General features: G+C 56.2%; 18 protein-coding genes. 15 read left to right on the top strand and 3 right to left on the bottom strand.

Annotated elements, in window-relative coordinates:
• Window positions 1-58: 58 nt before the first annotated feature.
• The 12 genes from VH564_RS14300 to VH564_RS14355 all read left to right on the top strand — a co-directional run bounded on the left by VH564_RS14300 (window position 59) and on the right by VH564_RS14355 (window position 9,725).
• Entirely contained in the window at window positions 59-1,255 is a 1,197-nt protein-coding gene (locus tag VH564_RS14300; protein WP_423340497.1) for a tyrosine-type recombinase/integrase, read from the top strand.
• A 2-nt stretch (window positions 1,256-1,257) separates the two neighbouring features.
• Window positions 1,258-2,247, top strand: coding sequence for a hypothetical protein (locus VH564_RS14305; RefSeq protein ID WP_423340498.1), 990 nt, complete (start codon window positions 1,258-1,260; stop codon window positions 2,245-2,247).
• Window positions 2,248-2,384: 137 nt separating this feature from the next.
• The gene (locus tag VH564_RS14310) at window positions 2,385-2,606 is read left to right on the top strand and encodes a helix-turn-helix transcriptional regulator (RefSeq protein ID WP_423340499.1); all 222 of its coding nucleotides are present in this window, start codon (window positions 2,385-2,387) and stop codon (window positions 2,604-2,606) included.
• A gap of 222 nt (window positions 2,607-2,828) precedes the next feature.
• On the top strand, window positions 2,829-3,128 hold the full coding sequence (locus VH564_RS14315; RefSeq protein WP_423340500.1) for a winged helix domain-containing protein: 300 nt from the start codon (window positions 2,829-2,831) through the stop codon (window positions 3,126-3,128).
• Between the two features lie 172 nt (window positions 3,129-3,300).
• Complete coding sequence (locus tag VH564_RS14320; RefSeq protein ID WP_423340501.1) at window positions 3,301-3,786, top strand: hypothetical protein; 486 nt, start codon at window positions 3,301-3,303, stop codon at window positions 3,784-3,786.
• Window position 3,787: 1 nt separating this feature from the next.
• Entirely contained in the window at window positions 3,788-4,222 is a 435-nt protein-coding gene (locus VH564_RS14325; protein ID WP_423340502.1) for a DUF6074 family protein, read from the top strand.
• Window positions 4,219-4,488, top strand: coding sequence for a hypothetical protein (locus VH564_RS14330; protein WP_423340503.1), 270 nt, complete (start codon window positions 4,219-4,221; stop codon window positions 4,486-4,488). The genes VH564_RS14325 and VH564_RS14330 overlap by 4 nt, the downstream gene beginning before the upstream one ends.
• Before the next feature lie 142 nt (window positions 4,489-4,630).
• Window positions 4,631-4,840: a hypothetical protein gene (locus VH564_RS14335; protein ID WP_423340504.1), complete on the top strand. Its 210-nt coding sequence runs from the start codon at window positions 4,631-4,633 to the stop codon at window positions 4,838-4,840.
• Between the two features lie 3 nt (window positions 4,841-4,843).
• Entirely contained in the window at window positions 4,844-5,806 is a 963-nt protein-coding gene (locus VH564_RS14340; protein WP_423340505.1) for a hypothetical protein, read from the top strand.
• A complete protein-coding gene (locus VH564_RS14345; protein WP_423340506.1) occupies window positions 5,806-6,126 on the top strand; it encodes a hypothetical protein in 321 nt (106 codons plus the stop codon). Before VH564_RS14340 ends, VH564_RS14345 begins: the two co-directional genes overlap by 1 nt.
• Before the next feature lie 34 nt (window positions 6,127-6,160).
• Window positions 6,161-7,228, top strand: coding sequence for a hypothetical protein (locus tag VH564_RS14350; protein ID WP_423340507.1), 1,068 nt, complete (start codon window positions 6,161-6,163; stop codon window positions 7,226-7,228).
• Window positions 7,229-7,292: 64 nt separating this feature from the next.
• Complete coding sequence (locus VH564_RS14355) at window positions 7,293-9,725, top strand: hypothetical protein (protein WP_423340508.1); 2,433 nt, start codon at window positions 7,293-7,295, stop codon at window positions 9,723-9,725.
• On the opposite strand, the gene VH564_RS14360 is transcribed toward VH564_RS14355, so the two are convergent.
• The gene (locus VH564_RS14360) at window positions 9,719-9,886 is read right to left on the bottom strand and encodes a hypothetical protein (protein WP_423340509.1); all 168 of its coding nucleotides are present in this window, start codon (window positions 9,884-9,886) and stop codon (window positions 9,719-9,721) included. The genes VH564_RS14355 and VH564_RS14360 overlap by 7 nt on opposite strands.
• A 77-nt stretch (window positions 9,887-9,963) precedes the next feature.
• Here VH564_RS14360 and VH564_RS14365 point away from each other — a divergent pair, with 77 nt between their 5' ends.
• From VH564_RS14365 to VH564_RS14375, 3 genes are all read left to right on the top strand, one after another.
• Window positions 9,964-10,245: a hypothetical protein gene (locus VH564_RS14365; RefSeq protein ID WP_423340510.1), complete on the top strand. Its 282-nt coding sequence runs from the start codon at window positions 9,964-9,966 to the stop codon at window positions 10,243-10,245.
• Window positions 10,238-10,636, top strand: a complete 399-nt coding sequence (locus VH564_RS14370; protein WP_423340511.1) for a DUF5681 domain-containing protein — start codon at window positions 10,238-10,240, stop codon at window positions 10,634-10,636. Before VH564_RS14365 ends, VH564_RS14370 begins: the two co-directional genes overlap by 8 nt.
• Before the next feature lie 162 nt (window positions 10,637-10,798).
• Complete coding sequence (locus VH564_RS14375; protein ID WP_423340512.1) at window positions 10,799-11,161, top strand: hypothetical protein; 363 nt, start codon at window positions 10,799-10,801, stop codon at window positions 11,159-11,161.
• A gap of 212 nt (window positions 11,162-11,373) precedes the next feature.
• Here VH564_RS14375 and VH564_RS14380 read toward each other — a convergent pair whose 3' ends face one another.
• Together VH564_RS14380 and VH564_RS14385 are read right to left on the bottom strand one after the other, a co-directional pair.
• Window positions 11,374-12,399, bottom strand: a complete 1,026-nt coding sequence (locus tag VH564_RS14380; RefSeq protein ID WP_423340513.1) for a hypothetical protein — start codon at window positions 12,397-12,399, stop codon at window positions 11,374-11,376.
• A 265-nt stretch (window positions 12,400-12,664) separates the two neighbouring features.
• On the bottom strand, window positions 12,665-13,534 hold the full coding sequence (locus VH564_RS14385; protein ID WP_423340514.1) for a DUF3800 domain-containing protein: 870 nt from the start codon (window positions 13,532-13,534) through the stop codon (window positions 12,665-12,667).
• Window positions 13,535-13,812: the final 278 nt, after the last annotated feature.

Here is a 13,812-nt window from a genome sequence, read left to right on the forward strand (position 1 = left end):
GTTTCATAAATTTTCATTGCGTGGCGCCCGCGAGGGTGGGCGCAGGGGTGGATAGGAAATGGCTCGCTCTCTCAACAAACTGTCAGCTGCCGGCGCTAAGAGCGCTGGGCCGGGCAAGCACTCCGACGGTGGAGGCTTGTGGCTGATCAAGCGTGAGGATGGCGGGGGCCAGTGGGTATTGCGTGTCACCATTCATGGCCGGCGTCGGGAAATGGGTTTGGGCTCGCTTTCCGAGGTGTCTTTGAAAGAAGCGCGGGACTCTGCCGATAAGTGGCGGACATTCACCAGGTCAAACGTGGATCCAATCAAGGAACGCGAGCGTCAGAGGCGGGAGGCAGCAAAGAAGCTGCATATTTTGAAAGAGATTGCTGAGGATGCCTTTGAGAGCCGAAAGGCTGAATTAAAGGGCGACGGTAAGGCCGGCAGATGGTTTACGCCGTTGGAGCTGCATATCCTGCCCAAGCTAGGCAAAATTCCTGTTGCAGAAATAGACCAAACGGACATCCGCGATGCCTTGGCGCCGATATGGCATTCAAAGGCCGACACCGCAAAGAAAGCTCTTAATCGGTTGTCGATCTGCCTAAGGCACGCAGCGGCGCTCGGATTGGATGTCGATATCCAGGCTACCGACAAGGCTCGCGCTCTTCTCGGCAAGCAGCGACACAAGGCCGAAAACATCCCGGCTATGCCTTGGGTAGAGGTGCCGGCGTTTTATTCCTCGTTGTCGGAGGGCACTATCACTCATCTTGCGCTGCGCCTGCTGATCTTGACGGGCGTTCGATCCGGCCCGCTTCGCTTCATTCGGGAAGATCAGATCGAGGGCGATATCTGGACCATCCCGGCCGAATCCATGAAGGGCCGCAAGGATGCAACGCTGGCATTTCGCGTGCCGCTCGTGCCGGAGGCCATGGATATAGTGAACGAGGCGCGGCGCCATGCTCGCGATGGCTATCTTTTGCCGAGCATCCGCCAAGGCGTCATTTCGGATATGACCATGGCAAAGCACATGGAACGCGCCGGGATGAATTATCGCCCGCATGGTTTCCGATCGAGCCTTCGCGATTGGATCGCCGAAACCACCGAGACGCCTCATGACATAGCGGAAACCACACTCGGCCACATCGTCGGCGGCTCCGTCGAGCGGGCTTACCGCCGAACGGACTTCCTCGACCAGCGCCGGAAGCTTCTTGAGAAATGGGCCCGGTACGTCAGCGGCCAAGCCGGCCAAGTCATCAAACTGGTAAGGGAGGAGTGAGTATGTTCAAACCGGTTGACTGGCCTGAGACGTGCTATTTGCAAGAGGCCGTCTATTGGCTCGTGTTTGGAAGGGTTCCGGAATTTTTTCCTGAAGATGGCGGTGATGCTCGAAGCAACGAGGAAGCGTTCGAGACAGGCGAGATAATCAGCTATTACGACGCTGGCTACAGCGCTTTGGAGTTTCGATCCGCCGGTTTGTTGGACGTTGATGCCGATCGATATATGGACGCACCTGCAAACCTGACGCTTGACCACGCCTCGGAGCAGAGTTCGATCACCGGGCCTGAGTACATTGCATATTGGGAAGATCTGATGTCTCGATCCGGCGAGAAATCGGACACGCAGATAGCAATCTTTCGCCAGGAGGTCGAAAATTTCGAATGGCGTAAGAAAGTCGATCAAGCCATGAGGCCGACTGTCGAACGCGGACGCGTCATCATCCTACAAGCATTGCTTTCGGATGACCTGCGTGCTTTCGGAATGAGAGAAGTCGACGAAGAGAGCCCATTCGAAAGGGTCGATATCGCCGCTGATCAGTGGAACATGAGCTTCAATTGGAGCGATAGCGAATTGGTGGCTGAGGGCGTTACCCTGAAAGCTGTTCAGGTTGGGACCGAAGCCCTTCGAAAGCTTTTCCCTAAGCCAAATTGCAAACCTGTTTTGACGACGACCGTTGAAGTCTATCCGGGCGTCGTCATCCTGTCCGACAATGAAGAGAAATTGAGTATCCCAGACAGCAAACCTCGTGGCCGAGGGCGCCCCAAGTTAGAAGGCGGCCATATAGAAACTAAAATTCGGAATTGGGCTAAAAATGAAATTAGGCTTAAGAGAAATCCGCAAAAAAAAGAGTCATTCATCGCAGCTGCAATGGAGTTCTCGCGAGGTATATTAGAGGTCGAAGTCAAAAAAAACACGGTTCAAGGCTGGCTGAAAGACATATTGCCCACCGCCGACTTACCCATTGCTGCCGAAAATTCCGCCGAAAAATAGCTCTAAATCCTGCCGGAAAATAGCTTGTTTTCTGGCTATTTTCCGGCTCGATACTGGTATTTTCCGGCCTGCTTTCATTTGTAAAAACAAACTTTCAAGCGGCAAATCACCTCGTTCAACACGTTTCGAGGTGACGCATGCAAAAAGCACTTGACCGAATTGGGGATGTCGACCCCCTTCTAGACTGCAATGAAGTCGGCGCGCTTCTAGGCGGCCTTAGCCGCACTACGATCTGGCGTCGTGTCAAAGACGGCACGCTCCCCCAGCCAATTGGCATTGGTGGTATGCGCCGCTGGGCTAAATCCGAAATCCTCGCCCGTATCGAACGGGCCAAGAACGCACGCCCTATGGCTGCGTGAGGGTGAACCCATGATCAGAAGGAAAAACCCCGCCACATCTGAATGTGGCAGGGCTTCGAATATCTCATCTCTTGCCGGAGTTGATGTTCGAAACCCTACCGACAATCACCACGAAGTTCAATCTGAAATCCTGGCGGTTCGTTCCGTCATGCGTCGCTTCTGCGTGTCCTCCTGGCACGCCAAGACGATCTGCCAGCTTTCCGGCCTTGGAGGGCAGCACGCATGACGCAGAAACTCACCATATCCGCCCGCATCCTCCCCGACGGGGCAACGGTCAAGGTAATTGGTCGCGACGCCTGGGCTCTTCGGAACCTTGTCAACGCTGGCAGCCAGGGATGCACGCCCATCGACCACCCCGGACCAAGATGGTCCCAATACGTCTTTAAATTGCGAGGATTTGGGTTTGCAATCGAAACGATTGACGAAAAGCATGGTGGCCAGTTTGCCGGATCGCACGCCCGTTATGTCCTTCGCTCCCAAGTCGAGATTATCGAAGACAGCGACGCGCGGAGGGCGGCATGACGGACGCCAGAAACCCAAGCATCACGACTGCAGCCCAATGGCTTGCCGACCAACAGGAGCCGCCAGCAATGGCGGTTCCCACTCTCCGGGAACGGTTTGACCTCTCAGCCAAAGAAGCTTGCGAGGCGTGCGCTCTAGCCCAGAAATACCGTTTGGCGCGGAGGGCGTTCGCATGAGGGAATTTTCAAAGGTGTCCCCCCTATTTTGGAGGAACAAGCGGTTCAGCGCCCTGACCTCGACGGACGCTAAGCTTTGCATGTTGTATTTCGTGACGTGCGAGCACCAGAATAGCGCCGGCTGTTACCGCTTGCCCGATGCCTACGCCGCAGCGGACTTGTCATGGCCTATGCAACACTATCTCGAGGTGCGGCAACAACTAGCCGATGCCGGCCTTATTCTGTTCGATGACGAGAGCAAGGAGCTATTCGTTACCGATTGGTTTGAAACGAACCCGGCGATGAATGACAAGCATTCGCAAGGCTGTCAGCGGCTTATCTCCAATATCGAAAGCGATAACGTCCGCGAGGCAGCCGAAGACGCGTTTCTGCAGGCGGAAGAAAACCGTCAGTCGAAGCCGTCAAAGGCAGCTGGCAGCGTTCCCAACTTCAATCCCTCAAGCCGTCTTGCGTCGACCGGCTACCTCAACAGGAGGCAGTAAAATGATACCCTATGCAGACGGTATGCAGACCGTATCGATATACAAGAGACAGAGACTGGAGACAGAGACTAGAGACGGAGACCGAAACAAGACAGAAACTAAAACAGAAACCTTGAGACCGCCTCTCGGCGCGGCTTCGGAAAAAAAGCATAGCGGGAACGACAGCGCCAACGCCAGGCTTTGCTCTGAAGTGGTTGCATTCCCACTCTCAAAGCGCTCTGCCTTCATCCGACAGACAGCCGAAGCAATCATTTCGAAGAACGCTTCAGTGAGGGAGCTTTACTGGCGCACACAGACGCGCCGGCTGGCAAGGCAGCTTCGCGCGCTCGGCTTAGCCCCCCAGGCGATCGACGCAGAGCTGGCAGCCTTCAAGGTCGCCGTGCAATGCGACTTGAACCGTCTTGTCGTCGTCAGCCGATGGGGAGGCGCCGCATGATACCCGTCCCTATGCTGCCCGATGAAATTATCAGCGTCGATGAAGCAGCGCACCGCGCGCATAAATGCACCAAGACAATCCGCCGCTACTGCGAACAAGACGGGATCGGGCGCCAGGCCAGGCGAGGCGGGGCGCTACAGGTGTCCGCAGTCGCGCTTGAGATGAGAATTAACAACGACGACGTCGCTCTGGAGCTGCTGCGCGAAAACCGACGGAATGAACCATTGGTGTTGTTTTACCTCAACCGCGTGGGCGTCATGCCATAGGACGGGCGTAACGCATTGTCGGACAAATACGTGCGCGCACGCGAGAAAGAGGCGCCAAGCTTCAAAAGATGTCCACAGATGTCCAATCATCAAAAGGCACCGCTTCAGCTATAATTTCCTAACTTTTTTAGGGAGTTGCCAGATGCAGGCCACCGACCAAATTGTGAATATCTTGCTTCGCGGAGGGCGGGTCACTTCGACTTTCCGCGAAGCTTTGTTTGACGCCTCGAGCCGCCAAGGGATGTCAGTGAATGAATTCGTTCTTCACGCGACGGCAGAAAAGCTCAAGGAGTCCGGCCGCGAATTCTCAGGCGTTTTCCATCCCGGCGATTGCACAGAACTAGGAGGCTAAACCTTGTCGAGCATTAACGACTGGAGCACGACAGCGGCCAACAATGCCACGTCGGATAACATCATCAACTGGCAGGAAGGCCAGCTTCCGAGCACCGTCAACAATTCGGCCCGCGCCATGATGCAGCGCGTCAAAGAATACATTTCCGATATAGGGGCGGTCAACGCCATTGGTGGCACTGCCAATGCCATCACCATGACGGCAACGAGCCCATTCTCTGCATACTCAGACGGGCTCCGGATCACCTTCAGGGCGGCGAACAACAACACCGGAGCGGTGACGCTCAATGCCAATACCGTTGGCGCCAAGGCTATCCGGAAGGTCACAGCCAGTGGCGAAATCGACGTTGTCGCCGGGGATATTATCGCCGGCCAACCATACGAGGTGGTATATTTTGGCTCGCTGAATTCCAGCACCGGCGGGTGGCTTCTCGTAAACCCGTCCAAGTCCGGACTGTCGGCATGGGAGCAGATCGGCCCCACGATCGATATGACTGGGGCGACGAACCTGCAGTGGAACAACTTGTCGCTATACCGCAAGCTACGGCTGTCGCTGGAATTCTATGCCACGACAGCAGGAGGCCAGCCATTTTTCAGGGTCAGCTCCAATAACGGGTCGACATTCGACAATGGAGCATCAGACTACAATTTTTCCCTTTTGACCTCAGTAGCGGCAACAGTCACCGGGGCGGGGCAGGCAAGCACGTCCTACGTTCCTGGCTTCGCGTCTCTCTTCAGCAGCGCCATCCAAGCGGACGTGAAGGTCGAAATTTCAGATTTCAACAAATCGTCCCCTACGTTTTTTAACATTGTTACGCAGGGTCCTCATTCCTCAGGCGTCATTGCCAAATACTTCATCTGGGCTTTCAGAAACCAGTCTGCTGCCCATAACTCTTTTCAGTTTGCACTCACCAACGCGTCCACGTTTTCAAGCGGGTTCGCTGTTTTGGAAGGGGTACGAGGCTAATGCGAAATATTGTCGACGGCAAAAGTTGCGAAATGTCTCCTCAGGAGCAGGCCAAGTGTTTTGCGAACCTGTCCGAGCCGCAGCTCGAAGATATCAGCGGGTTCGTCTCAGCGCGTCAATTCAAACTGCAGTTGCTGAAGGACGGACTACTTGAACGCGTTGACGCGTGGGTGGCATCTCAGCCCCGCGAAATTCAAATCGCTTACGAGTATAGCGGGCGTTTCTCCAGGTCCGATCCGATGACTGTCGCGGGATTTACGGAAATGGGGTTCACGGCCCCTGAAGTCACCGCGTTTTTCGCATCGGCAGCCGCTCTCTAGTCGCCAGGACTTCAAACCAAGATGGGAATTTGGAATGCCTGAAATAACAAGCCTGACAGCATTAGGTGGCGTTTCAAGCCCGTCTTTCGACAACACGCCTGCTCAGGTCGCTGCAGAAAGTGCAGCGGCCGGCAACGGTGTCTATGTGCCGCCGGGAACTTACAGGGATACGCGGGCCTATTTCGGCTTGAACGGGCGCTATTTTGGCGAAGGCCATACCGTCGACGCGATCGGTAACAAACGGGCTCGGTTTGTGTCGACCATTACCAGCCGGCCGGCGCTGGGCACACCGGCTGCCTATGATGGCATGTTTAATGGCGACTGGAGCGGCTGTCATTTTCCGATGTTCCACCGCGTCACCGGGGCGAACACCGCATGGAACACAAACGGCGCCTACAACCAGTTCCGCGAGCTGTCAGCGGTCATGGTGCAGATGAGAAATGAGTCCGGCTACGGCGGCACCGACGCCAACGGTGGAGCGGGTGTATGCGCGGTGTCGGTCGACGTCTCCAATGTTTCACCGCAACCCAACTACACCGGCTGCTTTTGGGCCGGCGGCGTCATTGGCATGAAGGCAACGGTCGGCAACAACGACTGTCTCAGCAATAACGCGGTCGGCATCTATACCGGGATGGTAGGAACCAACGTCAGCGGCGTTTACCTCAACCCGATAGAAATCAATCTGGCTGATTACGGCAATGAATGTGCGGCGATCGGTGCCGTTTTCAACTTCACCCGTGAAAACGCCAGTGGGCAATATCAGAATTCGTTCTGGGCAGCTTTCCGGCCTAATTCGGCGGGGTCTAAGGATTGCGACGTCGCTTTTGCGCCAGTGGGGAAATGGAAATACGCCCTCGATTTGACCATGGCGGCAATCTCTTCCGGCGCCATCGTGGCGAAAGCCAACCAGCGCGTCTATTTGAACGCTCAACAGGGTGGCCAGTTTTGCGCCGCCCCTGGCGCCAGTTACGTCGAGTATAATTCGACAGCCAGGAAAATCGTCCTCTCGGTTGAGGGCAAACTCTACCAGTTTGGAGAAGACGGAAATCTATACCTGCCGGCCGGCGGCGGCGTTTACGTGGGCGGAACAAAGGTGGCTTAGGCCGTGACACAGAGTCCCCGGCGCATCTGACGCCGCAACGACGTTTGCAGGAGCATTGAAAATTATGCCTACTCTCAACATCCAAGGCCATAAGGTGACGGTAGATGACACGTTTCTGCAGCTGCCGGCAGACGAACAAAACAGGGCAGTAGATGAAATTGCCTCTCACCTCGGCGTGAGCCCAGCCGCATCACGCGCGCCAGGTCCAACGCTGGATCAACTCGGAACGGCCTTGGTCAATGCCGACAAAGCTGGCGACACTGACGCTGCTCGAGCCCTTGCGACAGAAATCAAACGAGTCCGCAGCTCTCCACCATCCGGAAACGTCGGCGCATCGCCAGGAGCCAACATGCCAATCCACGTTCAAGCGCCAAATGGTGAAATCGTCGAATTTCCCAGCGGAACGTCTGATGCCGTCATGGAAAAGGCCATGAGGCAGACATACGGGTTTCAGGGGCAGCAGCACCCATCGCCTTCAGGGGGCGCTCAAACGCCGTATGAGCGCGCGACGGCGGGGATGGGCTATGGCGCCGCCTCGAGCCAGCCGAGCAAGGTTATCGACGCAGCGCAGAACGACAGGCTGATGCAACAGCAGGATATGGCGGGGCCAGGCGGGGCAGCACTGGCGGCATCCAGCGGCTTCATCAACGGTATTCCGATCGTCGGCCCATCTATTCAAGGCGGCATCCAAAACGCCGCCTATGCCGCTAGAGCGCTTGTAGACGGGCGCCCCTATGCCGATGTGCAGCAGCAAGGCCAGGCAGCAACAGACGCCGCACAGGCCGCTCACCCATACGTCACGACCGGCGCGCAGATATCCGGTGCTGTAGCGCCCATGATCCCGCTAGGGGCAACCCAGCTGGGCGCCCGCGCGCTAGGCATTGAAGGTCCAAGCCTTCTCGGTCGCGCCGGTATGTCCATGGGCTCGAGCGCTGCTATTGGTGCGGCCGATACCGCAGCGCGCGGCGAGAATCTTGGTCGAGTAGGGGCAAGCGCACTCATAAGCGGCGGCATCGGCGGGGCGGTCCCATTGGTAGGCGCGGCGGCTCGAGCCGGGATTGGTGCGATTGCTGGCCGCGTTGCTCCTCAGGTCAGCGCCTTGCTCAACCCGGACCTAGAGGCCGCGCGCCGTGTTGGTACTGCGATGTCGCGAGATGTTGCTGCAGATCCCGCATCCGTCATGAGCGCCACAGATGAGCTTGGCGCCCGGGCGGCTGGCGTTCCCATTATCAATGCCGATCGCGGCGGCGAGACAACCCGCGCCCTTGTGCGCTCTGTCGCCAACCAGTCGCCAGAAGCTCGAGGCCAGATTGTCAAGGCTGCCGATGATCGCTTTGCCACCCAAAGCCAGCGCGCGGTCGATTTCGTCAAGAAGATCGCCGGCGGGAATGTCGACGATCTGGCCTACCAGGACACAATTCAGGCTGCAGCCAAGGCCACAAACGACCCTGCTTATAAGGCAGCCTTTGCCCATCCCAATGCTCAGTCGCTCTATACCCCTGGGCTCCAGGAGCTTATGCAGTCGCCATCGATGCGCGCTGCCGTCGAGCAAGTCCCAAACCGTTCGGCCGATCGCGGCGCAGTCCAAGGGTTCAAGGAGATTGGAAACCCCTTCTCAATGGATAGCCACGGCAACTACGTTCTCAAGCCGCGCGCCGACGGTACGCGAGTCACGCCTAATCTGCAGTTCTGGAACCAGGCCAAAATCAATCTCGACTCGCAAATCAGCGCTGCCCAGCGCGCCGGCGATAAGGCGCTGACGGGCGACCTCATGGGCTTGAAGAACAAGCTCGTAGGCGAACTAGATGCGGCTGTCCCTCAATACCAGACTGCTCGGCAAGGCGCGGCCGGTTTCTTCGGCGCCGAAAACGCGCTGGACGCCGGCAAGAACTTCGCCAACCAGCCGCGCACCATCCCCGAGGCAACGCGGGCCTATGCGCAGTTCACCGATGCGCAGAAAAAGGCGTTTATGGCCGGCCATGCATCCGAGCTGATAGACCGCCTAAAGGCTTCTCCAGACCGATCCAACGTCATAAACAGCGTCTTCAAGAACCAAGCCAGCCGGGAACAGCTCAACCTTGTTTATGGAGCTCAGAAAGCGCGTCAGCTCGAGGCATATGTCCGCGTTGAGGATCTAGCCGACCGGCTGCGTGGCGCATTGGGCAACTCGACGACCGCCCGACAGCTTGTGGAACTCGGCATCGGCGCAGGCGTAGGCGGCGGCGCTGGTTACGGCCTTACCGGCGATTGGAAAGGGGCAGCTCTTGGCGCCGTCGCTCCGAAGACCCTGCAATACCTCGGCTCCAAGGCCGATACGCAGGTTTATCAGAGCATGGCGAAGCTTCTCACGCAGAACAACCCCGGAGCACTTCAGGCAGCCGTGGCAATCGCAGCGCAAAAGCCGGCATATATGACGGCGCTTGAGGGGATGGGCGAAGCTCTAGCCGTTCCTGCCAGGACGGCCCCAACAGCTATTGCTGGGCAGCAGGTTCAATGAAGAAATGACTGAAACCAGTCGCCTAACTGGGGCTGGACATGAGTTTTCAGATACCAGGCAAGGGGGATGCATATCGCCGCCGTGACCAACCAGCTGATGACGTTGACGACCTTCAGCAGGCGAGGCGTTTTCTCTCTAAGGTCATGATCGATGGTTTTCATGCCCATTAGCATACGAACTACCAAAAGCTTTGAAAATAGACATTCGGCGGTAGAGCCGACCGAGAAGAGGGAATACTATGGCAAAGGGTCAAAAAACGGGCGGTCGGCAAAGAGGGACGCCGAACAAGCTTTCCGGCAATCTCAGAGAAGCCATCCTTGCGGCTGCCGACAAAGCCGGGGAAGGCGATATCGTTGAATATCTGACGGGGCAGGCCAAGAACAACGGGCCCGCGTTCCTAAGCCTCTTGGGAAAGCTTGTCCCCACTCAGATTACCGGCGATGCCGAAAACCCCATTTATACCATCACCCGGATTGAGCTGGTGGCTCCACCGATGAAAGATGGGCGGGTCGATGTCTAAACTAGACAAAAACAGAAAACTTTCCTCGTCGATCGTCACTGTTTCTACAGAGCGTCAGCAGCGCGGTTTGACGCCATGGAAGCCAGGACAGTCCGGAAACCCTGCAGGACGCGCCAGAGGGGCTAGGAACAAGCTTGGCGAGGCATTTCTAGAGGCGATGTTCGCGGACTTTGAAGCCAACGGCGTCGCGGCAATTGTGAAGGTTCGGACAGAGAAGCCCGACCAATATTTGAAGGTGGTCGCGTCGATCCTGCCGCGAGACCTAAACGTCAACGTGAACAACCTCGACGACATGAGCGACGGGGAATTGCTCAATCGCATCCGCCAGCTCGACGCAGCGATCCGACCCTTGATTGACGGCGGCGAAAGAGACGCCGGGTTGAAGCATTGAAATGCTTTCTAGCATCGGCGGCGAGAGCGATAATATGGGTAAAGCCCGTACCTAAAAGCATCATTGTGGCCCAGATTTGAGCCACCTATTTTGGCTTGGCCACTCGACTCCCACGCGAAATGTTGCATGATGCACTCGCTTACTTTGGGTTGGGGGAACCGCATGAAAAAAATCATCATTCTGGCTGCTGTGGCGGCCTTGTCTTCGTGCGCGACGAAGGCCAGCAACATCGCGGCCGCATACGTTTCGCCAACGTTATATCAAAAGCTCTCCTGCAAGGAGTTGGCTGATGAGGCCACTGCCGTTTCATCACACGCAATTGCGGCTAGCGGCGCTCAAGACAAGAAGGCGGGGCAGGATGCGGCTGTGACAACTGTCGGCGTCGTCCTGTTTTGGCCGGCTTTATTTTTCACAAGCGGCGATGGCGCTTCCGCTGCCGAAGTCGCTCGGCTGAAAGGCGAGATGCAGGCTATTGAGGACGCCTCCCGCGTCAACAAATGCGGAATTAAATTCCAGAAGGCATAGACCTTGGGGACGCGCTACCAGCCGTGAGAGCCCCGGCCCACAAGGTTTCCTCCGATGGTGTAAACCTTCTCGCGGCTTTGCCAGCCGGGCTCCGGCGCCGTTATCGGGGACTACGCCCACAACCGTTCAGTCAGGCCGGGGAGATAGCATTGAGCGCAGACATTCAATTAGCAAGGAAGTCGGCGGGGGCTGCCGTAATTTAAGGATCCGCGCTACGACGTTTCAGCGATATGTTTGCAGTACGCTGCGAGGAAGCTGCGCGCGACCATATCGGCTAAGCAGAACTGGTCTACGGTAGGACCACTGGACAGCCACTTTTGGAACGCCACCGGCTTATCCCTTCCTGGGTGACTGAGGCTGCTTGATCGAAAACGATATAGATTTATGGCCTGATCCTTCGCGTCTTCGGGTATTCGTAAGACAGACGCTACCGTGGCGATCGAAGGCAGCATATTGATCAGACCGATATTCCGAAGCTCGGTAGATGCTTCACGAATTGCCTCTGGTTTGTTCGCCCGCCTAGAAAATGTCTCGGCAAACTCTGAAGCAAATTTTCGCTCATCCTGCCGGATGCTGTCTGCACGCTCACGGCGAATTGAGGTCATTATGCCGCTGACTATCGCTTCGACGCAGAGCACATAGTGCTGAAGAACTGATCGCTGCAGTGGCTTCGCTCCGGCAGTGGCTTGTAGCTGCCATGCCGTTAGGAGGTGGATGTAAGCGTTTTCGGCAACCGAATCCTTCTCGATGGTGGCGAAAAGTGCCCTTGCATCTGTTAAATCACTTTCGATTAAAGGGTCTGGCTCTTGAAACATTGCTATTCTGGCAGACTGTGACCAAGCGGTAACCTCCTGGTGCTCGTCCGCACGACGAAGCATCCGAAGTTCGGCATGGTACCGCCTGCCAGGTATTGAAAGGCTCAGCGACAGAAGCAGCCTGTCCGCAATGCGCTGTGCAATATCGCAGGCGTCATCAGCATTGGCCGCCTCGACGTTGATTTGAAGGCGGTGGCGGCTTTGTACCTCATCCCGGGGAGGATAAGAGGTGACTTGGGAGTCCAGCGAGGCGTTCATCTTGAAGACCGGCGCTCGTCTTTCCTTCGAATCGTTGAATGCCTCCTGAGATAACGGAGCGAAGACAATTTGGTCGGTGAACCGAAACTCCTCGTGAGGGAGCTTCGGCCCGGTTACGATCCACCACGTGAGCCAAAGCTCTTGGGTCGGTGGTTGAGGTCGCATATTGCACTCCCTGGAGCTGTCGAATGTCTTCGACGTTCGACCGTGGGTTACCGTTCACATCATTTGATCTCAGGTGCCTCGAGAGTGAAGCTTGCGTGTCGTTAATATAACTTGTCTTGCCATCGTGAGTTTTGATTCCTAATTTGTTCTCGGCAGGAACGCCGATCACTCTCGACGCGGAAGTGTCTTATTCGGGGTATGGCAGCAAACATGACGTTGCCTATCAACCCCGAACCAAACCGGAGCCGGGGCCTGCCACCGAATTTTAGGAAGCCCAGCGAGGGCGGGTAAAATCGTAGCCGTAAAGCTCGAATACTTCCCGCTGATCTGGGGTGATGTCTGCCTTCCATGGTGGAGTTGGCTGCAACACCAAGCCATAATCACGGTGCTCGTCGGCGCTGCTCAGCGCTACTCTCGGCATCAGCGCCCTGGCGTATGCGGAATTGCAGGGCCCCGTATCCAAGTTGTCTACTGCTTGATAGAAAGAACTTGCGGCGATGTCGGCCAACTGAAGGCCGGCAAATTTGTAATGAGGATGTGCCTCCACCAGCCACATATTCATCACCTCGCGACGCGGAACCCATTTTTTCAAGTGTATACTGCCCTGCGCCTGGTATTTCAGAAGTTCGTGGTAGGCCGCAGTTTGGCTGTAGGAATGTCCGCCCGATTGAGAAAAAATGAATTTCACATGACGACGCGATAGCTGGTTTCGCTTTACCCGTCGCCAACACCAGTCGGTTATCCTCTCTATAAGAATGCGAACGAGCCAGTTGTAAAACCATTGTCTTGAATGGACCTTCTCGGCCTTTTCATTGCTATATTTGCGCATGTTCTTCTTATTGGAAGCAACCGTGAAGACGCGCACCGGAAGCGAGCCAAGTCTGGTTGCGGCAGCGATTTTCTGGTCAGTTCTCAAGTCTTTAAAGTGAATGACTTGGTCGTTTTCAGCGCCGATTGAGCGGCAAATTTCAGATAACCATCCTTTGACATTAGCGTCCTGATCACGGCTCACCACGACAGCTGAAACCACCATCCATTCGGTGCTGCCCAGATTATCGATCGGCCTTACCCGCTTCAAACTAGGGTCTCCAGACTCGTCTATGTAGGCAACGAACTCAAAATCAGGAGCTGACATTCAATTCTCGGTACGCGAGACATGCGACTCGATCGCAGGACAAAATTAGACCTTCATGGACAATATCGAGAGTCGCGCCGGAGTCGAGTCGCCTTAATTTTTCCCGTGGTCGACTGTGCACAGTCGTGGCAGTTGCCGTTGACCTTGCCCCGCCGAATTAATCCATTTTGAAGTAAGCTCTGGCCCATTGAGAGGACCAGAGGATGAAGCGCAACCGTTTTACAGACGAACAGATCATCGGCATTTTGAAGGAGCATGAGGCAGGCACACCTGTCTCT

The sequence above is a fragment of the Rhizobium sp. HT1-10 genome (genome assembly GCF_049472505.1).
Classification (GTDB): Bacteria; Pseudomonadota; Alphaproteobacteria; order Rhizobiales; family Rhizobiaceae; genus Rhizobium.